At 71.8% G+C, this 21512-nt stretch carries 25 protein-coding genes; 6 read left to right on the top strand and 19 right to left on the bottom strand.

The features are described 5' to 3' along the window. Positions 1-132 precede the first annotated feature (132 nt). From rnc to rsmD, 6 genes are all read right to left on the bottom strand, one after another. A complete protein-coding gene (gene rnc / locus ACIRL2_RS07555) occupies positions 133-876 on the bottom strand; it encodes a ribonuclease III (RefSeq protein WP_395872626.1) in 744 nt (247 codons plus the stop codon). An 8-nt stretch (positions 877-884) separates the two neighbouring features. Next, positions 885-1058 carry a 50S ribosomal protein L32 gene (rpmF, locus tag ACIRL2_RS07550; RefSeq protein ID WP_026218805.1) on the bottom strand — a complete coding sequence of 58 codons (174 nt, stop codon included), beginning with the start codon at positions 1056-1058 and terminating at the stop codon, positions 885-887. 2 nt (positions 1059-1060) lie between these two features. Next, positions 1061-1576 carry a YceD family protein gene (locus ACIRL2_RS07545; RefSeq protein ID WP_395872624.1) on the bottom strand — a complete coding sequence of 172 codons (516 nt, stop codon included), beginning with the start codon at positions 1574-1576 and terminating at the stop codon, positions 1061-1063. A gap of 319 nt (positions 1577-1895) precedes the next feature. After that, entirely contained in the window at positions 1896-2825 is a 930-nt protein-coding gene (locus ACIRL2_RS07540; protein WP_402230778.1) for a cell division initiation protein, read from the bottom strand. A gap of 108 nt (positions 2826-2933) precedes the next feature. Next, on the bottom strand, positions 2934-3416 hold the full coding sequence (gene coaD / locus ACIRL2_RS07535) for a pantetheine-phosphate adenylyltransferase (RefSeq protein ID WP_395872620.1): 483 nt from the start codon (positions 3414-3416) through the stop codon (positions 2934-2936). A gap of 60 nt (positions 3417-3476) precedes the next feature. Continuing rightward, positions 3477-4046 carry a 16S rRNA (guanine(966)-N(2))-methyltransferase RsmD gene (gene rsmD, locus ACIRL2_RS07530; protein ID WP_395872618.1) on the bottom strand — a complete coding sequence of 190 codons (570 nt, stop codon included), beginning with the start codon at positions 4044-4046 and terminating at the stop codon, positions 3477-3479. A 275-nt stretch (positions 4047-4321) separates the two neighbouring features. Between rsmD and ACIRL2_RS07525 the strand changes: the two genes are divergently transcribed. Next, positions 4322-4693: a hypothetical protein gene (locus ACIRL2_RS07525; protein WP_395872616.1), complete on the top strand. Its 372-nt coding sequence runs from the start codon at positions 4322-4324 to the stop codon at positions 4691-4693. A 127-nt stretch (positions 4694-4820) separates the two neighbouring features. Here the strand turns inward: ACIRL2_RS07525 and ACIRL2_RS07520 are convergent, their stop codons facing one another. The 4 genes from ACIRL2_RS07520 to ACIRL2_RS07505 form a co-directional block, all read right to left on the bottom strand. Further along, positions 4821-5402 (bottom strand): hypothetical protein, encoded by a 582-nt coding sequence (locus tag ACIRL2_RS07520; RefSeq protein ID WP_395872614.1) that lies wholly within the window; start codon positions 5400-5402, stop codon positions 4821-4823. Continuing rightward, complete coding sequence (locus ACIRL2_RS07515) at positions 5399-5944, bottom strand: RNA polymerase sigma factor (RefSeq protein ID WP_395872612.1); 546 nt, start codon at positions 5942-5944, stop codon at positions 5399-5401. The genes ACIRL2_RS07520 and ACIRL2_RS07515 overlap by 4 nt, the downstream gene beginning before the upstream one ends. An 87-nt stretch (positions 5945-6031) precedes the next feature. Next, positions 6032-8293: an ATP-dependent DNA helicase RecG gene (gene recG, locus ACIRL2_RS07510; RefSeq protein ID WP_402230774.1), complete on the bottom strand. Its 2262-nt coding sequence runs from the start codon at positions 8291-8293 to the stop codon at positions 6032-6034. 59 nt (positions 8294-8352) lie between these two features. Then, positions 8353-10017 carry a DAK2 domain-containing protein gene (locus ACIRL2_RS07505; protein WP_402230868.1) on the bottom strand — a complete coding sequence of 555 codons (1665 nt, stop codon included), beginning with the start codon at positions 10015-10017 and terminating at the stop codon, positions 8353-8355. Between the two features lie 243 nt (positions 10018-10260). Here ACIRL2_RS07505 and rpmB point away from each other — a divergent pair, with 243 nt between their 5' ends. Next, a complete protein-coding gene (rpmB, locus tag ACIRL2_RS07500) occupies positions 10261-10446 on the top strand; it encodes a 50S ribosomal protein L28 (protein ID WP_079026714.1) in 186 nt (61 codons plus the stop codon). Positions 10447-10585: 139 nt separating this feature from the next. On the opposite strand, the gene thiD is transcribed toward rpmB, so the two are convergent. Together thiD and ACIRL2_RS07490 are read right to left on the bottom strand one after the other, a co-directional pair. Beyond that, positions 10586-11386, bottom strand: coding sequence for a bifunctional hydroxymethylpyrimidine kinase/phosphomethylpyrimidine kinase (gene thiD, locus ACIRL2_RS07495; protein WP_395872608.1), 801 nt, complete (start codon positions 11384-11386; stop codon positions 10586-10588). 31 nt (positions 11387-11417) lie between these two features. Further along, positions 11418-12371: a thiamine-phosphate kinase gene (locus ACIRL2_RS07490; RefSeq protein WP_395872606.1), complete on the bottom strand. Its 954-nt coding sequence runs from the start codon at positions 12369-12371 to the stop codon at positions 11418-11420. A gap of 175 nt (positions 12372-12546) precedes the next feature. Between ACIRL2_RS07490 and ACIRL2_RS07485 the strand changes: the two genes are divergently transcribed. Both ACIRL2_RS07485 and ACIRL2_RS07480 read left to right on the top strand, forming a co-directional pair. Next, a complete protein-coding gene (locus ACIRL2_RS07485) occupies positions 12547-12783 on the top strand; it encodes an Lrp/AsnC family transcriptional regulator (RefSeq protein WP_395872755.1) in 237 nt (78 codons plus the stop codon). A gap of 45 nt (positions 12784-12828) precedes the next feature. After that, entirely contained in the window at positions 12829-13338 is a 510-nt protein-coding gene (locus tag ACIRL2_RS07480) for a DUF3515 domain-containing protein (RefSeq protein ID WP_395872604.1), read from the top strand. A 43-nt stretch (positions 13339-13381) separates the two neighbouring features. Here the strand turns inward: ACIRL2_RS07480 and ACIRL2_RS07475 are convergent, their stop codons facing one another. The 3 genes from ACIRL2_RS07475 to ACIRL2_RS07465 form a co-directional block, all read right to left on the bottom strand. After that, positions 13382-14524 (bottom strand): D-alanine--D-alanine ligase family protein, encoded by a 1143-nt coding sequence (locus ACIRL2_RS07475; protein ID WP_395872602.1) that lies wholly within the window; start codon positions 14522-14524, stop codon positions 13382-13384. A 288-nt stretch (positions 14525-14812) separates the two neighbouring features. Further along, positions 14813-15817: an NAD(P)H-dependent glycerol-3-phosphate dehydrogenase gene (locus ACIRL2_RS07470; protein ID WP_395872600.1), complete on the bottom strand. Its 1005-nt coding sequence runs from the start codon at positions 15815-15817 to the stop codon at positions 14813-14815. Further along, positions 15814-16782, bottom strand: coding sequence for a lysophospholipid acyltransferase family protein (locus ACIRL2_RS07465; RefSeq protein ID WP_402230767.1), 969 nt, complete (start codon positions 16780-16782; stop codon positions 15814-15816). The genes ACIRL2_RS07470 and ACIRL2_RS07465 overlap by 4 nt, the downstream gene beginning before the upstream one ends. A gap of 253 nt (positions 16783-17035) precedes the next feature. Here ACIRL2_RS07465 and cofC point away from each other — a divergent pair, with 253 nt between their 5' ends. Then, positions 17036-17755 (top strand): 2-phospho-L-lactate guanylyltransferase, encoded by a 720-nt coding sequence (gene cofC / locus ACIRL2_RS07460; RefSeq protein WP_402230765.1) that lies wholly within the window; start codon positions 17036-17038, stop codon positions 17753-17755. 78 nt (positions 17756-17833) lie between these two features. Then, on the top strand, positions 17834-18046 hold the full coding sequence (locus ACIRL2_RS07455) for a hypothetical protein (protein ID WP_360310697.1): 213 nt from the start codon (positions 17834-17836) through the stop codon (positions 18044-18046). A 105-nt stretch (positions 18047-18151) separates the two neighbouring features. Here ACIRL2_RS07455 and ACIRL2_RS07450 read toward each other — a convergent pair whose 3' ends face one another. The 4 genes from ACIRL2_RS07450 to leuC all read right to left on the bottom strand — a co-directional run bounded on the left by ACIRL2_RS07450 (position 18152) and on the right by leuC (position 21481). Next, positions 18152-18949: an HU family DNA-binding protein gene (locus tag ACIRL2_RS07450; protein ID WP_395872595.1), complete on the bottom strand. Its 798-nt coding sequence runs from the start codon at positions 18947-18949 to the stop codon at positions 18152-18154. A gap of 116 nt (positions 18950-19065) precedes the next feature. After that, positions 19066-19326, bottom strand: coding sequence for a hypothetical protein (locus tag ACIRL2_RS07445; protein ID WP_379992908.1), 261 nt, complete (start codon positions 19324-19326; stop codon positions 19066-19068). Positions 19327-19468: 142 nt separating this feature from the next. Then, positions 19469-20065: a 3-isopropylmalate dehydratase small subunit gene (gene leuD / locus ACIRL2_RS07440; RefSeq protein WP_402230761.1), complete on the bottom strand. Its 597-nt coding sequence runs from the start codon at positions 20063-20065 to the stop codon at positions 19469-19471. 3 nt (positions 20066-20068) lie between these two features. Then, positions 20069-21481, bottom strand: coding sequence for a 3-isopropylmalate dehydratase large subunit (gene leuC, locus ACIRL2_RS07435; protein ID WP_395872591.1), 1413 nt, complete (start codon positions 21479-21481; stop codon positions 20069-20071). Positions 21482-21512 lie beyond the last annotated feature (31 nt).

Raw genomic sequence — 21512 nt, 5'->3', positions numbered from 1 at the left:
ACACGACACGGACGCCGGCCCGGGCCGGATCCGAGAATGCGAAAATGCCTGCCGGTAGGTGAGATCGTGCCGGGCGACCGTGAGGTCGGCGACCGGTTCGAACTTACCTATCGGCAGGCATTGGCTCGGAGACTACGCGGTGGCGGCCGGCGGCGTGCCGGAACCGTCTCCGTACTTGGCGCGGATCGAGTGCCAAGCGCTTTCGGCGGCCTGCTGCTCCGCCTCCTTCTTGCTCCGCCCGACACCGGTGCCGTAGTCGACACCCGCGACCCGGGCCAGTGCGGTGAAGGTCTTCTCGTGGTCGGGACCGGTCTCGGAGACCACGTACTCGGGGACTCCGATACCCGCCGCGGCGGTCTGCTCCTGGAGGCTGGTCTTCCAGTCCAGGCCCGCGCCGAGATTCGCCGACTGCTCGATCAGTGGATCGAACAACCGGTGGATCAGCTCGGTCGCCGCGTCGAGACCCTGGTCCAGGTACACCGCACCGAGGATGGCTTCGAGCGTGTCCGCGAGGATCGAGGACTTGTCTCGCCCACCCGTGCCCACTTCACCTCGGCCGAGCCGGATGAAGGCGCCCAGGTCCAGTCGTCGACTGACGCCCGCGAGGGCGCGCGAGTTGACGACCGCGGCCCGCAACTTCGCGAGCTGGCCCTCGGGCAGGTCGGGGTGCCTGCGGTACAGCGTGTCGGTGACGACGAGGCCGAGTACCGAGTCGCCCAGGAATTCCAGGCGCTCGTTGGTCGGGAGCCCGCCGTGCTCGTACGCGTACGAGCGATGGGTGAGGGCGCGTTCCAGAAGGGCGGCGTCGAGCGACCAGCCCAGCCGCCCTTCCAGATCCGCGTATTGCGCGAGTGATTCCGTCACCGGAACGACCACCGGCCTGATCAGACGTCGAGGACCTGGCGGCGGTTGTAGGTGCCGCAGCTCGGGCACGCGATGTGCGACAGCTTCGGCTCACGGCAGCGCTCGCAGGTCACCAGGTTGGCGGCAGTGGCCTTCCACTGGCTCCGGCGGTGCCGGGTGTTGCTGCGCGACATCTTCCGCTTCGGAACAGCCACGGCTACTTCTCCTGGTTCTCGTCGGCGCTGGACGCGCCGTCAACGTCGGCTTCGGCGGAAGGTCCGTCGAAGATGTTGGTCAACTTCGCCCACCGGGGGTCGGCGAGCTCGTGACTGTGGTCGGGGTCCTCCGCGAGCAGCGCTCCGCATTCGGAGCACAGGCCCGGGCAGTCCTCCCGGCACAGCGGCGAGAGCGGCAGTGCGAGCACCGTCGCGTCCCGCAGCACCGGCTCCAGGTCGAACAAGTCGTCCGTGAGCCGGAAGGCGTCCTCGTCGGCTTCCGCGTCCGGGTAGACGTACAGCTCCTGGAAACGCACCGTGAGCTCACGCTCGAGCGGTTCCAGGCACCGGACGCACTCACCGGTCAGCGGCACCTGCGCGACGCCGGTGACCAGCACACCCTCCATGACCGCTTCCAGCCGGACACCCAGCTGGATGGGGGCACCTTCGGGCGCGCCGATCACATCTGCCACACCCATGTCCTTCGGGGCCGGCACGGAGCGGGACACCTTCAGCATGGATCCAGGCCGACGCCCCAGCTCGCGTGTGTCGACGACGAGTGGTTTGCGGTGATCCAAGCGGTCCAGGACGTCCTACCTCATGCAGTGCCACCCCCCGGGATGACGGGGGGCTCGAATGGTCAGGGTGCCGACCCTCGGGGCACGCGAAAAACACGCCTCGGGCAGGGTCGGTCCGTAAGAGTATCGCAGCCCGCGCGCCAGGCCCCAAACGGGGCCATTCGAGCGGGACGATCAAGCGGCGATTCCCGCGACGCCCGGACCGACCGGACGCCGCGAGCGGGCGCCGCGAACGGCGGTGCCCGTCGCCGGACTGGGCCTAGCGCCCGCCGTCCTGCTGGAACTGGCGGACGTCGATCAGACTCGTGTCGAAGAAGCTGGTCTCGTCCAGCGACTGCGCGTACTGGGCCTGCGGGTCGTAGGCCTGCTGCTGCCCCGTGCTCGCCGGGTCGTGCTGCGCGGCGTACGGCTGCTGTTGCCCGTGCTGGTCGTACTGCGGCATGTCGTACTGGCCCTCGTAACCGCCGGCGTATCCGGTGTCCGGTCCGGTGCCCTGCGCGTAGGCGGGCTGCCCGTAGGCGTCCTGGCCGTAGCCGTGCTGACCACCGTAGGGGCCGGCCTGCGCGGGCACGGTCGGCGCGGCGGGCGGCGCGGGCGGGTAGTCGGGCTGAGCGGGCTGAGCGGGCTGAGCGGCGAACGTCTCCTCGTGCCCGTCGAGCTGCGCCTGGAGGCTGCCCGGCCGGCCCTTGGCCTGCGCGTCGGCCAACTCCTGCGCCTGCATGTACTCGCCGAGTTCGTCGGACGGGCGGCGACCGCGCATCTTGTCCCGGCCGCGACCGATCGCGCCGAGCGTCTTGGTCAGCACGACCTCGAAGTTGGCCAGCTTCTGGTCGACGTAGTCGTCGGCCTCCTCGCGGATGCGCTGGGCCTCGCGCCGGGCCTCGGACAGGATCCGGTCGGCCTCGCCGTACGCCTCGCGGGCCACCTCGGTGTCCGCGATCAGCGAGCCGCGCTCCTCCCGGGCGGTGGCCAACACCCGCTCGGCCTCGCGGCGGCCCTCCTCGATCACCGACTCGCGGTCGCCGAGCACCCGGCGCGCGTGGTCGAACTCCTCGGGCAGCAGGTTCTTGAGTTCCTCGAGCCGGGCCACCACGTCCGCACGGTTGACCACGCACGACGCCGACATCGGCATCGAGCGGGCGTTCTCCACCAGTGCGATCAGTTCATCGAGCTTGGGCTGCACGTCCACGGGCTTGCTCTCTCTCCTCAAACCGACGGTAGCCGTCGTGTTCGCCGGCATCGCGTGACGGACCGACTCGCCGCGGGCGGTCGGCCCGGCGACGAGGCACGTGCCGCGTCAGCCCTGCGCGAGCCGCTCGGTGAGCCGACGTAGCACCGTCTCCGGCACCAGGCCGGACACGTCGCCTCCGTACGTCGCGACCTCTTTGATGAGACTCGACGACAGAAAGCTGTAGAGGGGGTTCGTCGCCACGAACAACGTCTCCACCTCGGTAAGACCGTAGTTCATCTGCGCCATCTGCAACTCGTAGTCGAAGTCGGTGACCGCGCGCAGACCCTTGATGATCGCCGGGATTCCGCGCTCCTGACAGAAGTTGACCAGCAACCCCTCGAACGCCTCGACCTTGACGTTCTTGTACTGATCGACCACCTCGTGGAGCATCTCGATGCGCTCCTCGATGGTGAACAGGCCGGAGCGCTTGGCGCGATTGAAGCCGATCGCCACGTAGACCTCGTCGTACAGGCTCGAGGCCCGTCCGATGATGTCCAGATGACCGTTGGTGACCGGGTCGAACGAACCGGGGCAGACGACTCGACGCAACGGAGGTTCCCCTCGAAATCGGGTGCCGACGGGTCCGGACCCGATGGCCCGCCCGCCTGGTCAGGCTTGCGCGGCGCGACCGTACCAGAGCGTTCCCTCGCCGTAGCGACGGGATCTGATCTCGGCGAATTCGGCGGGCCACGCGAATGGCCCCCCGCGCGTGGCACGTTCGACCACGATCAGCGCCTCCTCGGCCAGCCAGCCGTGCTCGGCCAGCGCGCCGAGCAGCGCGCGCACGTCCTCGTCGGTGACCGCGTACGGCGGATCGAGGAAGACCACGTCGTACGGCTCGTCCGGGCAGGGCACGGCGGCGGTCTTCTCCGCGCGGGCCGGGCGCAGTTCCGCGCCGGGCAGCGCGACGAGCCGGATGTTCGCCCGGATCGTGCCCGCCGCGCGGGGGTCGGACTCGACCAGGAGCACCCGCGCCGCGCCCCGGGACAGCGCCTCCAGGCCGACCGCGCCGGAGCCCGCGAACAGGTCGAGCACCCGCGCGCCGTGCAGGTTGCCGCGCAGCGACTGGAGGGTGGAGAACAGTCCCTCACGGGCCCGGTCCGAGGTCGGCCGGGTGCCCTCGCCCGGCGGTGTGCTCAGTCGTCGACCGCCCGCCGCCCCGGCGATCACCCGGGTCATGCGTGCCCTCGCGGGTACTGGTGGGGCTCGCCGGTGCCCGGCGGGTCGGCCTGCGCGTACGTGTCCTGCATGGCGCCCACGCTATCGACTGGTCGCGGTGGACGAAATCCGGGCCCGTGCACTTTGTGCGACGTGTCATACACACGGAGCCACTGGATCGTATGAGGGGTGTGCACGGCGGGGGCGCCACCGTCGTGCACCGGCGACACCGATCGCCGTCCAGGCACCGACCCCACCCGATTCCCACCCGATTCCCACCCGACCCGGGAGATCCGATGAAGCTCCGTACCTTCCTCGCCACGGTCGTCGCCGGCGCCGCGCTGGCCGCGACCGGCATGGCCCCGGCGGTCGCCGAGACCGCCGCGCCGCACACCCCCGCCGCGAACTGCTACGTCGACAGCAACGGCACCCTGCACTGCGCCAACGGCGCGAGCGACCTGCGCTCGGAGCCGTACTTCCGGGCACCCGTGGTCAGCCGGCTGAACACCACCTACAGCTACTTCAGTTGCTGGACCTCCGGTGACCCGCACTCGGGCGGCAACGACATCTGGTACTACACCGACGGCGACGACGGCGGGCACGGCTTCCTGCCCGCGCAGCGCGTCTTCACGCCGCAGGACCCGATGCCGGGCATGTACCACTGCTGACCGGTATGCGATGAGCCCACGTGGTCGGGGGACGGAGATCGTCCCGTCCCCCGACCACGTGTCCGCGCCGACGCGGCGGCGCCGATCGCACTGCCCCGTCCCCCGGAGTCCCGGTCGCGCTCTCCGGTCAGCGCGCGCAGTCCGGTACCTCGGTCTCGTTGCGGGTGCGCACGCCGGGCAGCCAGCCCTCGGCGTTGGTGCCCAGCACCACCACCCGGTACCAGTGCCGGGAGGCGACGCCGGTCTCGTCGGTGACCCGCGGGCCGTCCGTGAGCAGGCAGACCAGGAGCAGTCGGTCGCCGTGCCACACCCGATCCGCGAGGTCGGCCGTGCGCGAGGACAACTTCGGCTCCTTGAACACGCCCATCGAACACTCGAGCGTGCGCAGCGCCCGGCACGGCACCTCGGAGTTGTGGACCTCGCTCTGCACACTCGCCGCGCGCGCCGCGGGCGGCCTGGGGGCGGGCGCGTCGCTCGCGTCGTGCCGACCGACCAGGAAGGCACCGAGCCCGACCACGGCCGGGACGAGCACGGCGGCGAGCGCGATCGCGAAGGTGCCGCGCCATCTCGACCGCGGGGCCGGCCGGCGCAGCACTCGGACCGCGAGGCCGGGCGGTTCGACACAGGCGGCCTCCGCGTCGCGCAGTCGGGTGCGCAGTTCGTGGACCGCGTCGTCCGGGTCGTCGAGGTCGGGAGGCGAGGGGTTCACCGGGTGACTCCTTCGTGTCGATCCCGGCGGCGGAACCGGCCGGAGGGGCCGCCGAGGCCGGCGCGCAGCCGGGTCAGGGCACGCTCGCGCGAGCGGGACACCGTCCCCCGGTGCACGCCGAGGATCTCGGCGGCCTGATCGATCGTGTATCCGTCCAGGTCGACCAGGAGCACCGCCGCGGCCTGCTTGGCGGGCAGCGAGCCGAGCATCCGCACGGCCTCCCACTCGGCCTCGCGCCGGGCGATCGGGTCGGCGGCGGACCGGGCCCGCTCCCCCGGCTCGGGCGGTTCGGGCAGCAGGACCTGGCGGCTGCGCACGCGCCATATGTCGCGGGTGACACTCACCAGTGCCCGGAAGGCATAGGCGTAGGGCTCGGGATGGCCGAGCAGGCGGTCGGGTCTGCGGGCCAGTTTGAGGTACGTCTCGTGCACCGCGTCCTCGGCGCTGCCCTCGCCGGCGAGCAGCACGGCCCGCCGATACAACCGAGGGAGCAACCCGCAGAAGAGCGCGTCGAAACCCTCGTCCCCCGTGCGTGCGTCCATGGCCCCCATTGGTAGCCAACCGACGGGGTGTTCCGCGTGCTCCGAACGGGTGACCGGTGGGGGCGCGTCGGAGCGGAGGGAGGGCGGTCAGCCCTTGTCGAGGTATTCCGCGCGCTCGTCGTCCAGGATGCTGGCGAGCGCGCTGCGCAGGTCGTGGTGCTCGATCAGATCCGGGTCGTTCGCCACGATCGAGCTCGCCTCCTCGCGGGCGGCCACGATCAGTTCCTCGTCCCGCACCACCTCCAGCATCCGCAACGAGGAGCGCGAGCCGGACTGCGCGTCGCCGAGCACATCGCCCTCGCGGCGTTGCTCGAGGTCGATCCGGGAGAGTTCGAAGCCGTCCAGGGTGGCCGCCACCGCGTCCAGGCGTTCGCGCGCGGAGGTGCCGCCGGGCATCTCGCTGACCAGCAGGGTCAGTCCGGGGGCGCTGCCCCGGCCGACCCGGCCGCGCAGCTGGTGCAGTTGCGAGACGCCGAACCGGTCGGCGTCCATGATCACCATCGCGGTCGCGTTGGGCACGTTGACGCCGACCTCGATCACCGTGGTCGCCACCAGCACGTCCAGTTCGCCGGCGGTGAAGCGGCGCATCACGGCGTCCTTGTCGTCCGGCGCCATCCGGCCGTGCAGCACCTCGATCCGCAGGCCGGCCAGCGGACCGGCGCGCAGCGACTCGGCGACGTCCAGCACGGCCAGCGGCGGGCGCCGCTCCTCGCCGCCCGCGGCGTCCGCGCCGATGTCCTCGGGGTCGTCCAGGTAGGCCTCGGCGGGCAGGTCCTCGTCCCGCGCGGCGGCCTTCGCCTTCGACTTCGCCTTCTTCTTGGCCTTCGGGTCGTCCTCCTCGTCGCCGATGCGCGGGCACACCACATACGCCTGGTGGCCGTTCTCCACCTCCTCGCGCACCCGCTGCCAGGCGCGGTCCAGGAAGTGCGGCTTCTCCTTGGCCGGGACCACGTGCGTGGCGATCGGCGATCGGCCGGACGGGAGCTGGGCCAGGATCGAGGTCTCCAGGTCGCCGAAGACGGTCATCGCCACCGTGCGCGGAATCGGCGTCGCGGTCATCACCAGCAGGTGCGGCGGGCGCTTGCCCTTGCCGCGCAGCGCGTCGCGCTGTTCGACACCGAAGCGGTGCTGCTCGTCGACCACGACCAGGCCCAGGTCGTGGAACTCCACCTTGTCCTCGATCAGCGCGTGCGTGCCGATCGCGATCCCGGCCTCGCCGGTGACCAGGTCCAGGAGCGCGGCGCGGCGCGCGGGCACCCCCATCGAACCGGTGAGCAGGGTGACCTTGGTGCCGATCTCCGACCCGCCGAGCATCCCGGCACCCTCGGCCAGCGGCCCGAGCATCTCCACGATCGAGCGATAGTGCTGCTGCGCGAGCACCTCGGTGGGCGCCAACAACGCGGTCTGCCCGCCCGCGTCCACCACGGTCAACATGCCCCGCAGCGCGACCAGGGTCTTGCCGGCGCCGACCTCGCCCTGGAGGAGGCGGTGCATCGGGTGTTCGGTGGCCAGGTCGGTCTCGATCTCGGCGCAGACCTCCTTCTGGCCGTCGGTGAGTTCGAAGGGGAGGCGGGCGTCGAAGGCGTCCAGGATGCCGTTCGCGCGGCGCGGGCGGGCCACCGCGGACTGGGCCCTGGCGTCCCGGCGGCGGCGGGCCAGGGCGATCTGGAGGACGAACGCCTCATCCCACTTGAGGCGGTCCTTGGCCGAGTTCACCTCGTCCCAGGAGTTCGGCCGGTGCACGTGCCCGAGCGCCTCGGCCAGTCCCGGCATGCCGCGCCGCTCGCGCATCTCGGCGGGCAGCGGGTCGCCGACCTCGCCGAGTGTGTCCAGCGCCATGCCGACGCACTGCGCGATCTTCCAGGACGGCATGTTGGCGGCGGCCGGATAGACCGGGATCAGCGCGCCCGCGAACAGGTTCGCCACACCGTCCTGATCGTCCTCGCCGATCAGCTGGTAGTCGGGCTGGCTGAGCTGGATCACGTTGTTGAACCGCCCGACCTTGCCCGCGAACAGGCCGCGCCGACCCGGGCGCAGCTCCTCCTCGCGCCATGCCTGGTTGAAGAAGATCAGGGTGAGCTTGCCGCGCCCGTCGGTGACCTCGACCTCCAGGAGGTTGCCGCGCCGATTGCGGAACTGGCGCTTGTTCACCTTGGCGATCTCCGCCATCACGGTGACGTGTTCCTCGGGCTCCAGGCGGGAGAGGTCGGTCAGGCGCCCGCGCTCCGCGTAACGCCGGGGGTAGTGGCGCAGCAGATCTCCGACGGTGTCCAGCTTGAGGGACTTGGCCAGCACCGTCGCCGTGCGGTCGCCGACGAGTTTCTTCAGCGGTTCGTCAAGGCGCGACATGCCGCCCAACGGTACTGGTCGAGGGTGTCATCGGGCCGTTCCAACCGCCGGACCGATCGCTACTCGACCCCGATGAGCAGCGGGTACACCTCCTGGCCGCCCTCGTAGACCATCACGTCCACCCCGAGTCGGGTGGCCCGCAGGTGTCGCTCGATCGAGGCGGCCAGGCCCGGCGGGCAGGCGCTGCCGGTGACCAGGGTGACCAGCTCACCGCCGCCCGCGAGCATGCGGTCCACCACCACGGTGCCGGTCTCGCGCTGGTCGTGGCCGATCACCGCGATGTCGCCCTCGATCACGCCGAGCACGTCCCCCGCCTGGCACACGCCGGCCATCGTCCACGACTCGCGGACGGCGACCGTGAGCGCGCCGTAGCGGGTGGCGCCCGCCGCCGAGGTCATCCCGACGATGTCCTGGTCGAAGCGCCGGCCGGGCTCGTGCACGGCCAGCGCGGCCAGGCCCTGGACGGCGGCCTTGGTCGGGATCACCTGCACCCGGACGCCGTGCGCCTGTGCCTGTTGGGCGGCCACCCCGGCCACCGCGTGGCAGTCCGCGTCATTGGGCAGCAGCACCACCTCGCGCGCCTCGGTCCGCAGGATCGCGTCGACGAGCACGCCGGTGGACGGCCGCCGGCCCGGACCGGCCTGCACGACGTGCGCGCCGTTGTCCGCGAACAGGGTGGCCAGGCCGTCGCCCTGGGCGACGGCGACGATCCCGCGCGTGGGGCTGGGCTCGGGCGCCGAGAGGCCGGCCAGGCCGCGCTCGAGGTGGGTGATCCGGATCCGGTGCGGCCGGCCGGCGGCGATGCCCGCCTCGACCGCCGCGCCCGCGTCGTCCACGTGCACGTGCACGTTCCACAGGCCCTCGCCGCCGACCACCACGAGCGAGTCGCCGAGCGCGGCGAGCCGTTCGCGCAGCTCCGGCAGCGCGGCGTCGGGCGCGTCGAGCAGGTAGATCACCTCGAACCCGGGCCCCTGGGTCGCCTCGTTCGACCCGACCGGCGTGGCGAACGGGACCGGGACCGGGATCTGCGCCTGGTGCGGGTGGATCCGGTACGCCGAGCGCTCGCCGGTGACCACCGCGAGCAGCGCGTCCAGGAGCACGGTCAGGCCGCGCCCGCCCGCGTCCACCACACCCGCCCGGCGCAGCACCTCCAGTTGCTCGGGCGTACGGGCGAGCGCGCCGTGCGCGGCGGTGGCGGCGGCGCGCACCACCGGTCGGATCTCACCGCCCGCGCCCGCCGCGGCTTCGGCGGCGGCCCGGGCCACGGTGAGCATGGTCCCCTCGACCGGCCGGGCCACCGCGGCGTACGCGGCGTCGGCGGCGGTGCGCAGCGCGTGCGCGATGGCCAGCCCGGCGGGCACCTCGCGGCCGGTCTCGACCGCGCCGGCCTGTTCGGCCTCCAGTCGCTCGGCCATGCCGCGCAGGAGTTGGCTGAGGATCACCCCGGAATTGCCGCGCGCGCCCATCAACGCGCCGTGCGCCAGTGCCCGGAACGCGGTCGGCAGGTCGGGCTCGGGCAGGTCGCGGCCGAACAGCGCGTCGACCTCGGCGATCCCCGATTCCAGGGTCAGGAACAGGTTCGTGCCGGTGTCGCCGTCGGGCACGGGATACACGTTGAGGGCGTCGATCTCCTCGCGCGCTCGCCCCATCAGCTCCAGGGCGACGCGGCCCCAGCGGCGTACCGCCGGACCGTCCAGCTCTCCCAGCAGGCCCTGCACGCCCACCTCCTGTACGAATCCGTTGTGCGCGTCCCGTCCGCCGGCCACGTTATCGAGACGGGGAGCGGTAAAGCGGCCCACCCGGATGGGTTAGGCTTGGCGGGAAGCATGACGAGATCGGCTGATCGCCTATGCCCGGATCATCCCGGGTTCGCGCATCGCCTGGTTCGTCGGTTACTCTTCTGCGGTTGTCCGGCATTCGCCGGCACGTGTTCGTACGCAATTCCCATTCGTCTTTGGAGTGTTCCCGTGGCTGCCAACTGCGACGTCTGCGGCAAGGGGCCGGGCTTCGGCAACAGCATTTCGCACTCTCACCGCCGGACGCCCCGTCGCTGGAACCCCAACATCCAGACGGTGCGCGCGATGGTTGGTGCCACGCCGAAGCGCCTCAATGTCTGCACCTCTTGCATCAAGGCGGGCAAGGTTTCCCGCTAGTTGCTCGATCGCTCGACATCGAAGGGCCGGTTCACCCCAGGGTGGATCGGCCCTTCGGCTTGTCCGGGACGGCTTGGCGGAACACGAACGGGTCCGCGCCGTCGACGCGGACCCGTTCGTGTCGGTGTTCGTGCGCCGCTCAGAATTCCTCGCGCCGGCGCCACGCGTGGTCGACCGGCCCGATCCCCTCGCCCAGCGGGAAGCCCGCCCGGATCGCGCCGGTGACGTAGTCCTTGGCGGCGGCGACCGCGTCCGGCACGGTGTCGCCGACGGCCAGGCGCGAGGCGATCGCGCTCGCCAGCGTGCACCCGGTGCCGTGGGTGTGCCGGTTGTCGTAGCGCGGGCTGGTGAACCAGTGCTCGTGGGTGCCGTCGAAGAGCAGGTCGGCGGCCTCGCCCTCCAGGTGTCCGCCCTTGACCAGGGCCCAGCGCGGACCGAACGCCAGCACCGCCTCGGCCGCGCCGCGCATGTCGGCCCGTTCGCGCACCTTGTGGCCGGTCAGCAGCTCGACCTCGTACAGGTTGGGCGTGACCACCGTGGCGACCGGCAGCAGGCGGGTGCGCAGCGTCTCCAGCGCCTCGTTCGCGAGCAGGGTGTCGCCGTGCTTGGAAGAGGCCACCGGGTCGACCACCACCGGCACGGACACCTCGGCGAGCAGGGCCGCGACCACCGCCACCAGGTTCGGCGACGCGAGCATGCCGGTCTTGATCGCCTGGACCCCGATGTCGTCCACGACGCTGCGGAACTGCGCCCGGACGGCCTCCTCCGGCAGTTCCCAGTAGCCCTGCACGCCGAGCGAGTTCTGCGCGGTCACCGCCGCGATCACACTCATCCCGTGCACGCCGTGGGCCAGCATCGTCTTGAGGTCGGCCTGGATCCCGGCACCACCGCCGGAGTCGGAGCCGGCCACCGTCAGCACGCGTGGAGGAGTCTGCACCATGTCGGGCAGCCTATCCACGCCGCGGGCGCGCCTATCGGCCACGCCCGAAGTGGTCCCATCCGCCCGCCAGGCCCGGGTCCCGGCCGTCGACGGTGACGCCGCGGCCGGCGTGCACCCGCCCGATCACCCGCCAGCGCGCGGGCAGCGCGGTGCCCGCCGGGAAGGTGGCGACCAGGGCGTGGTCCTCGCCGCCGGTGAGCACCCAGTGCAGCGGGTCGGCGCCCAGCGCGCGGGCCACGTCGCGCATCTGCGCGGGCACGTCCAGCCGGCCGGAGAGGATGTCGATCCGCACGTCGGAGGCGCGCGAGAGGTGGCCCATGTCGGCGAGCAGGCCGTCGCTGACGTCGATCATCGAGGTCGCGCCGAGTATCGCCGCGCCGGGGCCGGCGTCGTAGGGCGGCTCGGGTCGGCGGTGCGCCTCCACGAACGCGCGCGGCGCTCGGTGCCCGTGGCCCAGTATCGCCAGCCCGGCGGCCGACCAGCCCAGCCAGCCCGCGACCGCGAGCACGTCGCCGGGCCGGGCGCCGGAGCGGACCACGGGAGCACGGCCCTGGAGGTCGCCCAGCGCGGTCACCGCGACGGTGACGGTCTCGCCGCCGACCACGTCGCCGCCCGCCACGCCCGCGCCGACCACCGCGCACTCGTCGCGCAGGCCGTCGTACAGCTCCAGCGCCCACCCGGTGGGCAGGTCCGGCGGTCCGCACAGGCCGATCAGCAGCGCCGTGGGCACCGCGCCCATCGCCGCGACGTCGGCCAGGTTCTGCGCGGCGGCCTTGCGGCCCACGTCGTACGCGGTGGACCAGTCCCGCCGAAAGTGCCGACCCTCGACGAGCAGGTCCATGGTGGCCACCACGCGCCCGTCGGCGGCGGCGACCACGGCGGCGTCGTCGCCCGGTCCCAGGGACACGTGCGGCCCCGTGGGCACGCGGGCGACCAGTGCCCCGATCAGGCCGAACTCGCCGAGATCGCCAAGCGTCCCGCTCATCGCCGCTCTCCTGCCATGCCCATCAGCCCTGATCCGCCTCGTTCACCGTGTCCACCGTGTTCGGCCGTGATCCGTCGGCTCCCGCTGTGGTCGCCGATGCCCCGCCGGGCCGACAATGGTCGCAGCAGCGGGGATCACGTCAAGATCCCATCATCCTGCGCGCCGGGAGGCCGTGGTGGTACAGGCATACATCCTGATCCAGACCGAGGTCGGCCGTTCGGCTTCGGTGGCCCGACGCATCGCCGAGCTGTCGGGGGTGACCCGGGCGGACGACGTCACGGGCCCCTACGACGTGATCGTGCGGGCCGAGGCCGCCGACGTCGACCAGTTGGGCCGCATGGTGGTCGCCGAGGTGCAGCGCATCGACGGCATCACCCGCACCCTGACGTGTCCGGTGGTCAACCTGGGGTGAGCACCCGCGAACGACCCGGCGCGGGCGCGACCTAGGATCGAGGCCGTGCGCCCTACTCGACTCATCGCCTGCCTGCTCCCGGTCATCATGCTGACGGCCGCGGGGTGCGGCGGCGACGGATCGGGTCCGGTGCAGGTCGCCGTGCCGACCCCGCCGCCGGGGGCCGCGGCCGACGCGTGCCGAGCGCTGCACGACGCGCTTCCGGCGAAGGTGATGGACGCCGGGGCGCGGAAGATCTCTCCCGAGTCCACCCTGACCGCCGCGTGGGGCGATCCGGCCATCGTGTTGCGCTGCGGCGTGGGCCTGCCCGCGTCGCTGCGCGTGGTCGATCCGGCCAAGGCCGGTTCCGAGCCGGTCGACTCGGTCGAGGTCAACGGCGTGACCTGGGCCTTCGCGAGGTACGCCGACGGGGTGCGGTTCACCACGGTCTATCGGCGGGCCAACGTCGAGATGACCGTCCCGAAGAAGTTCGCCGAGCCGGCCGCACCGCTCGTCGACGTCGCCGACGCGGTCGCCCGCACGGTGCCGGCCACCCTGGACCTGAGCAACGCGTGAGGGGCGGCCGGGAGGTCGACCGCCCCTGGTGTGCGTACGGGTTCTAGCGCAGCAGCGCGTTGGGCCGCCGCAGCGCGGCCTGGATCAGCCGGTCGACCAGCTCCGCGTAGCCCACGCCGGTCGCCTGCCACATGCTCGGGTACATCGACACCGGTGTGAAGCCCGGCATGGTGTTGACCTCGTTGATCACGAAGTGGCCGTTCTCCAGCAGGAAGAAGTCCACCCGGGCCAGGCCCTCGCAGGACAGCGCCTCGAAGGCGGCCACCGCGAGTCGCTGCACCTCGGCGGTCTGCTCCTTGGTCAGCACCGCGGGCACGTCCAGTTCGGTGCCGTTGTCCGGCAGGTACTTCGCGGCGAAGTCGTAGAACTCGTGGTCGCCGCCGACCCGGACCTCCGCGGGCAGGCTCGCCCGCGGCCCGTCCTCGAACTCCAGGACGCCGCACTCGATCTCACGGCCCGTCAGCATGCCCTCGACAATCACCTTGGGATCGTGCCGACGGGCTTCCTCGATCGCCGCGTCCAGGTCCTGGATCCGGTGCACCTTGGTGATGCCCATGCTGGAGCCCGCGCGGGCCGGCTTGACGAACACCGGGAAGCCCAGCGAGGACACCGCCTCGCGCACCGCGGCCGGATCGCGCTCCCATTCCCGGGGGCGGACCGTGGCGTACGGGCCGGAGGGCAGGCCGAAGCCGGCGAACAGGGCCTTCATGTACTCCTTGTCCATGCTCGCCGCGCTGGCGAACACGCCGGACCCGACGTAGGGGACCTGGGCCAGTTCCAGAAAGCCCTGGAACGTGCCGTCCTCGCCGTAGGGGCCGTGCAGGAGCGGGAAGATAACGTCGACCTCGCCGAGCAGCTTGGGCAGCGCGCCGGGTTCGAGCACGGTGATCTCGCGTGCCGTGGGGTCGGCCGCGAGTACGACGGCGGCGGTGGACTCCGCGACGTCGGCCACCGAGGGCAACCTGTCGCCGCGGATCGCCAGCCGTTCCGGGTCGTCGTCGACGAGCAGCCAGCGCCCGTCGGTGCCGATGCCGATCGGCAGCACGTCGTACTTGGAGCGGTCGATCGCGGCCAGCACGCTGCCGGCGGTGACGCAGGAGATCGCGTGTTCGGAGCTGCGGCCGCCGAAGACGACCGCGACGCGGGGGCGCGAGGAGGGGTGCGGGGTGGCGGAAACGTCGTTCATGGTCGGACGACCCTATCCCGCTTGCCGTTCGGACGGGGTATTGCCCGCCGGGCGCCCGGCGTTGCGCCGCCGGCGTGCCCCCGCCGCGCATCGTCCCCGCCCTGGTCGCGTCGCCCGCGGATCACCGGCCCGGGTCACGTCGCCCGGGTCGTGTTGCCCGTGTCGTGTTGCCCGTGTCGTGTTGCCCGTGTGGCGTCGCCGGTGTCGCGTCGCCGCCGCGTCTCGTCGCCGGCCGGCCGGAGAGCGCGGGTCCGGCCGGCGACGTTCGTCACGACAGGCGATGGTGGGCTACGACTCGTAGCGTTCGGGCTTGGCGGAGCGCGAGAGCAGGGCCATGCCGACCGACGGGGGCTTGCCGCCGTGCATGATCGAGACCACCACGTCGGTGATCGGCATCTCGACGCCGTACCGGCGTGCGAGCGTCTGCACCGACTCGCAGGACTTGAAGCCCTCGGCGATCTGCCGGCTGTCCCGCACCGCCTCCTCGATCGGCGTGCCCCGGCCGATCTTCTCGCCGAAGGTGCGGTTGCGCGACAGCGGTGACGTGCAGGTGGCCACCAGGTCGCCGAGGCCCGCCAGGCCCGCGAAGGTGTGCGCGTCGGCGCCCATCGCGGCACCCAGCCGGGCAGTCTCGGCCAGTCCCCGGGTGATCAGCGTCGCCTTGGTGTTGTCGCCCATGCCCATGCCGTCCGCCATCCCCACGGCGAGCGCGATCACGTTCTTGACCGCGCCGCCGAGTTCGCAGCCGACCACGTCGGTGTTCGTGTACGGGCGGAAGTAGGGCGTGTGGCTGGCCTCCTGGAGCCGCCTGGCGACCTCTTCGTCGGTACACGCCACCACGCTCGCGGCGGGCTGGCGCTGGGCGATCTCCATCGCCAGGTTGGGCCCGCTGACCACCGCGATCCGGCCCTCGGACACGCCGGTGACCTCGCGGATCACCTCGCTCATCCGGTTCGCGGTGCCCAACTCGACGCCCTTCATCAAGCTGACCAGGATCGCGTCGTCGGGCAGCAGCGGCGCCCACGCGGTGAGGTTGCCGCGCAGCGTCTGGGAGGGCACCGAGAAGACCACGAACTCCGCGCCCTCGGCCGCCTTCGCCGGGTCGGTGGTGGCCTGGATCCCGGTCGGCAGCGCGATCCCGGGCAGATACTCGTCGTTCTCGTGCCGCGCGTTGATCGCGTCGGCCATTTCCGGGCGCCGACCCCACATCACCACGTCGCAGCCCGCCTCGGCGAGCACGATCGAGAAGGCGGTCCCCCAGGAACCCATGCCGAATACCGCGCAGCGCGTCATGCGCGGCCATCCTCGGTGTGCTCGGTGCCGGTGCGCTCGCCCGCGGGCCGGTCGGTCTCGGTCTTCGCCGCCTCGGCCCCGGTCGGGACCTCGACCCTGGGCACCTCGACTTTGCCGACCTCGACCCTGGCGGCCGCGGTGCGCGGCGGCTCGGCGGGCGCCGGCTCCGGCGCGGTGGACCTGATCGGGTCGGTGCCGCCCGGAACCTCTCGAATCGGCTCGATCCCGGCCTGTGCCTCGCCCTCGTCCTCGCCCTTGCGGCCGGACGCCTTGCGGACGCCGGCGTTCGGCGGAGCGGGCTCCTCGCGGAGCTTGGCGAGCAGTTCGGTCACCGCCTCCATGATCCGGTCGGTCGCTCCACGCAACACGTCCGCGGTCAGCTCACGCCCACGGAACTCGTCCAGGTCCACCGGCGGTCCGGCCAGCACGTGCATCGTCTTGCGCGGCAGCAGACGCGGTCGCTTGCCGTACGGCGGCAACAACTCGTGCGCGCCCCACTGGGCCACCGGGATCACCGGGGCGCCGGTGGTCAGCGCGATCCGCGCCGCGCCGGTCTTGCCCGGCATCGGCCACAGTTCCTTGTCCCGGGTGATCGTGCCCTCCGGGTAGACCGCGACGCACTCGCCCTTCTCGACCGCCTCCACGGCCGCGCGGAACGCGAGCGCGGCGTCGGCGGAGTCCCGGTACACCGGGATCTGGCCGGCGCCGGCCAGCACCCGACCGACGAACGGGATCTTGAACAGGCCGGATTTGGCCAGGAAACGCGGCACTCGGCCGCTGTCGTACTGATAGTGCGCGTAGGTCAGCGGGTCGACATAGGAGATGTGGTTCACCGCCGTGACGAACCCGCCCGACGTCGGGATGTTCTCGGTGCCCCGCCAGTCACGTTTCGTGAACAACAACAGCAGGGGCTTGATCACCACGACCGCCAGGCGGTACCAGAAACCGATCCTTCGGCGGGCCACCGGCGTTCCTCCCGTTCATGTGTTTCAGATCCGTGCGTGTCGACGCGAAAGTCCCGCCCCGATGTTTCCGCCGCCGTGTCGCTCCTCACACCATCGACGTTCCCCGCGAGAAGCACGGAACATCGATTCTGGCGGAACATCGATTCAGTACGGCGGACCCCACAGTTTCCCCCGGGCCTTCCGCATTGTCGAGAAACGTCCTCGTCGACCGACGAGGATATGGGCTTACGGTACGGATGCGAGGATCTTGCCGATGTCCCCCGCGACGGATTCCACCGCCCGGCGCCTGCCCGCCGCCGACGGGCGTCCCGCCTCCTCCGGCACACGCTCGTGGCGGCTCGTGGTGCCGGTGAAACCGCTGTCGATCGCCAAGAGCCGCCTCGCCGGCACGATCGGTCCCGGCCATCGCCCCGAACTCGCCCTCGCCTTCGCCCTGGACACCGTTCGGGCGGCCCTGGCCTGCGCTCGCGTGCACGGCGTGCTCGTGGTCACCGACGACGCGCGGGTCGCGGCGGCGATCCGCGCGCTGGGCGCGGACGTGGTCGCCGACGTCGGCGGCGGCCTGAACGCCGCGCTCGCGCACGGGGCGCGGGTGGCCGGCGAGCGCCGGCCACGGACCGGGGTGGCCGCGCTGTCCGCCGATCTTCCGGCGTTGCGAACCCGGGAGTTGGATCGGGTGCTGGCCGCCGCGACGCGCGCGCCGCGGGCGTTCCTGGCGGACGCGGCGGGTGTGGGCACCACGTTGCTCACGGCCGCGGCCGGCGTCCCGCTCGCGCCCGGCTTCGGCGGCCCCTCCCGGGCCCGGCACCTGGCCTCGGGCGCGGTCGAACTCACGCCCTACGACGTGGATTCGGTGCGTCGGGACGTGGACACCGGCGAGGATCTGCGGACCGCGATCACGCTGGGCGTCGGCGAGGCCACCGCCGCGCTGCTCCCGTCCGTGCCGTTTCTGCCGCGTGCGGCCGCCTCCTGACGCCGCGTCGGATCGACGGCGGTGCGTGCGTTCGCGGCGGCGGTGGGTGACGGGTGACGGACAGGCGAGAATGGGGTCATGCAGGGGACCGTGTACACCTTCGAGACCGACTCGCGAGAGGGCGTCGTGCTGCTCGACGACGGCTCTCCCGTGCCCTTCGACGCGGCGGCGTTCGATGCCGGCGGAATGCGGTTCCTGCGCCCCGGTCAGCGGGTGCGGATGACCATGGACGCCACGGGGGATCGGGTTGTGCTGGTGACGCTGTACACGTTGCCGGATCCGCTGCGCTGACCCTCGCGCCGGACGCCGGCACGCACGGCGACGGGCCGGAACCCCGAGTGGGATTCCGGCCCGTCGTCCTCGTCGGCCGTCGGCCGGCCGCCGATGTCCGCCGCGTCAGGCCTTCTTGGCCGCGCGCTTGGTAGCGGGCTTCTTGGTCGCGGGCGCCTTCGCGGCGGCGGCGGGCTTGGCCGCGGCCGGCTTGGCGGTCGCGGCCTTCGGCGCGGCCTTGGTCGCCTTCGCCTTGGTCGCCGGAGCCTTGGCCGCGGCTGCGGCCGGAGTGCTCTTGACGGCCTTGGTGGTGGTGGCCTTGGCGGTGCCGGTCGCGGCCTTGGCCGTGACCTTCTTCGCCGCGGCCGGCTTAGTCGCGGCCTTGGTCGCGGGCGCCTTGGTCGCCTTCTTGGCGGCGGGCTTGGCGACCGCCGTCGTCTTGGCGGTGGCCGCGGTCTTGCGGGTGGTCGCGGCCGGGGTCTTGACCGCCGCGGCGCGCGTGGTGGCCGGCTTCGCCGGCGCCTTCTTCGCCGTGGTGGCCTTGCGGGTCGTCGCCTTCGCGGCGGGCGCCGTGGCGTCCGTCGCGATCACGCGCGGAGTCGGGCTGCTCTTGGCGGCCGCGCTCTTCACGTTGGGCTTGGGGAGCTTCTTCGTCCCGCTGGTGTAGTCCTTGAAGCCCTGGCCCGCGCGGAAGCGCGGCACCGAGGTCTTCTTGACGCGCACCCGCTCACCGGTCTGCGGGTTGCGGGCGTATCGAGCCGGACGGTCCACCTTCTCGAACGAGCCGAAGCCCGTGATGGACACCCGGTCTCCTCCCGTGACCGCACGAACGATGGTGTCGAGGACGGCATCGACTGCCTCTGCGGCGGCCTTGCGGCCACCCAGTCGGTCAGCGACCGCCTCGACGAGCTGCGCCTTGTTCACGTCTTCCCCTTCGGAAACCGATGCCGGGACAGTTCAGCCGGCATTGGGCACGCTAAGCATCCAAAAGTGCCGAAGCAATTACCGAACGGGCGAATCACCCTTGTGTCGCAACGGATTCAGGCTTCGGCGGTGTCCCGCGAACTCGCGGGCCCCGCGTCCAACTCGTCCATGAGCTTGGTCAGTCGCCGCGAGGCGTCCGCCAAATCATGCTTTGCCGCGTCGGTGATGACCAACAAGCGGCGTATTAGCGCCACTTTAGCCTCGTTCGGTAGTCGGAGCCTACGCACCCGGGCGTGGGCGACCTTCAACCGGGTGGCCAGTTCGGCGAAGAGTTCCACTTCTTCGAACTCGTTCACGTGTCGGCCTTGGTGCTCCACACCGCAATTGTGACAGCTCATCCGGCTATGGGCACAACGGGGCGCCCATTGGGGCGAACGCCGAACATGCGAACGGCGGGACGCGATCGCGTCCCGCCGTTCAATCCTCGCGAATTCCCTTGCACTGCAAGGTAGTTCGTAATCAGCCCACCGGTTGGGTGCGCGGCAGCCAACTCGGCCGGTCCTCCTCGAACGAGGTGATGTCCTCCTCGTGACGCAGGGTCAGACCGATGTCGTCCAGCCCTTCCAGCAGCCGCCAGCGCGTGTAGTCGTCGATCTCGAAGTCCGCGACGAGCTCGCCCGCGCGGACCTGACGGCCCACCAGATCAACGGTGATCTCGGCGGTGGGATCGGCCTCGGTCAACGCCCACAGGCGTTCGACCGTCTCCTGCGGCAGCACGACGGTCAACAAACCGCCCTTTTGCGAGTTGCCGCGGAAGATGTCCGCGAAGCGGGCCGAGATGACGGCGCGGAACCCGTAGTTCTGCAGGGCCCACACCGCGTGCTCACGCGAGGACCCGGTGCCGAAGTCGGGACCGGCCACCAGGACCGTGGCGCCGGCCCGCTCCGGCCGGTTCAGCACGAACTCCGGGTTCTTGCGCCAGGCTTCGAACAGTCCGTCCTCGAAGCCGTCGCGGGTGACCTTCTTGAGCCAGTGCGCGGGGATGATCTGGTCGGTGTCCACGTTGCTCTCGCGCAGCGGGACGGCCGTTCCGGTGTGGGTGGTGAAGGCTTCCATCGCTCAGACTCCTGCGGTGTTCAGGTCGGCGGGTGCGGCCAGGTGGCCCAGCACCGCGGTCGCGGCCGCGACCTGCGGCGAGACCAGGTGGGTGCGGCCGCCCTTGCCCTGCCGCCCCTCGAAGTTGCGGTTGGACGTGGACGCGCTGCGCTCGCCGGGGGCGAGTTGGTCGGGGTTCATGCCCAGGCACATCGAGCAGCCCGCGTAGCGCCACTCGGCGCCGAACTCGGTGAACACCTTGTCCAGGCCCTCGGACACGGCCTGGAGCGAGACCCGCACCGAACCGGGAACGACCAGCATCCGCACGCCGTCGGCGACCTTGCGGCCCTTGATGATGCCGGCCACCTCGCGCAGGTCCTCGATCCGACCGTTGGTGCACGAGCCGACGAAGACCGTGTCCACCGCGATCTCACGCAGTTTCTGGCCCGCCGTCAGGCCCATGTACGCGATGGCCTTTTCGGCCGCCGCGCGCTCGACCGGGTCCTCGATCGCAACCGGGTCCGGCACCGAGTCGGCCAGCGGCGCACCCTGACCGGGGTTGGTCCCCCACGTGACGAACGGCGACAGTTCGGCCGCGTCGATGACGACCTCCTTGTCGAACACCGCGTCCGCCTCGGTCGCCAGGCTCTTCCAATACGCCAGCGCGGTGTCCCAGTCGGCACCCTGCGGCGCGTGCGGGCGACCGTTCAGATACTCGAACGTGGTCTCGTCCGGGGCGATCATCCCGGCCCGGGCGCCGGCCTCGATCGACATGTTGCACACGGTCATCCGGCCCTCCATCGAGAGGTTCCGGATCGCCTGACCGCGGTACTCGATGACGTAGCCCTGACCGCCGCCGGTGCCGATCCGCGCGATCACCGCGAGGATCAGGTCCTTGGCGCCGACCCCCTCGGGCAGGTCGCCCTCGACGGTGACCGCCATCGTCTTGAACGGCGCCATCGGCAGCGTCTGGGTCGCCAGCACGTGCTCGACCTGGCTGGTGCCGATGCCGAACGCCAGTGCGCCGAAGGCGCCGTGGGTGGCGGTGTGGCTGTCGCCGCAGACCACGGTCATGCCCGGCTGGGTCAGACCGAGCTGCGGGCCGACCACGTGCACGATGCCCTGTTCGACGTCGCCCAGCGAGTGGATCCGCACCCCGAACTCGGCGGCGTTCTTGCGCAGCGTCTCGATCTGGGCGCGCGAGACCGGGTCCGCGATGGGTTTGTCGACGTCGAGCGTCGGCGTGTTGTGGTCCTCGGTCGCGATCGTCAGATCGGTGCGCCGGACCGGCCGACCGGCCTGGCGCAGACCGTCGAACGCCTGCGGACTGGTCACCTCGTGCAGCAGGTGCAGGTCGATGTAGAGCAGGTCCGGCTCGCCCTCCGCGCGGCGCACCACGTGTGCGTCCCAGACCTTCTCCGCGAGTGTCCGTCCCATCGCTGTCCCTCCGGCCGGCGCCATTGCCGGC

This window comes from Embleya sp. NPDC127516 (genome assembly GCF_044765325.1).
GTDB lineage: Bacteria > Actinomycetota > Actinomycetes > Streptomycetales > Streptomycetaceae > Embleya.
This window is presented reverse-complemented; position numbering and strand designations above follow the sequence as displayed.

Bases quoted from the DNA above. Each gene is read 5' to 3' on its own strand.
- ACIRL2_RS07475 (WP_395872602.1), bottom strand. From the start codon at position 14,524: ATGAACGACGTTTCCGCCACCCCGCACCCCTCCTCGCGCCCCCGCGTC.
- ACIRL2_RS07515 (WP_395872612.1), bottom strand. From the start codon at position 5,944: ATGGACGCACGCACGGGGGACGAGGGTTTCGACGCGCTCTTCTGCGGG.
- ACIRL2_RS07455 (WP_360310697.1), top strand. From the start codon at position 17,834: ATGCAGGGGACCGTGTACACCTTCGAGACCGACTCGCGAGAGGGCGTC.
- ACIRL2_RS07545 (WP_395872624.1), bottom strand. From the start codon at position 1,576: ATGCTGAAGGTGTCCCGCTCCGTGCCGGCCCCGAAGGACATGGGTGTG.
- ACIRL2_RS07470 (WP_395872600.1), bottom strand. From the start codon at position 15,817: ATGACGCGCTGCGCGGTATTCGGCATGGGTTCCTGGGGGACCGCCTTC.
- leuD (WP_402230761.1), bottom strand. From the start codon at position 20,065: ATGGAAGCCTTCACCACCCACACCGGAACGGCCGTCCCGCTGCGCGAG.
- ACIRL2_RS07525 (WP_395872616.1), top strand. From the start codon at position 4,322: ATGAAGCTCCGTACCTTCCTCGCCACGGTCGTCGCCGGCGCCGCGCTG.
- leuC (WP_395872591.1), bottom strand. From the start codon at position 21,481: ATGGGACGGACACTCGCGGAGAAGGTCTGGGACGCACACGTGGTGCGC.
- recG (WP_402230774.1), bottom strand. From the start codon at position 8,293: ATGTCGCGCCTTGACGAACCGCTGAAGAAACTCGTCGGCGACCGCACG.
- thiD (WP_395872608.1), bottom strand. From the start codon at position 11,386: ATGGTGCAGACTCCTCCACGCGTGCTGACGGTGGCCGGCTCCGACTCC.
- cofC (WP_402230765.1), top strand. From the start codon at position 17,036: ATGTCCCCCGCGACGGATTCCACCGCCCGGCGCCTGCCCGCCGCCGAC.
- rsmD (WP_395872618.1), bottom strand. From the start codon at position 4,046: ATGACCCGGGTGATCGCCGGGGCGGCGGGCGGTCGACGACTGAGCACA.
- ACIRL2_RS07490 (WP_395872606.1), bottom strand. From the start codon at position 12,371: ATGAGCGGGACGCTTGGCGATCTCGGCGAGTTCGGCCTGATCGGGGCA.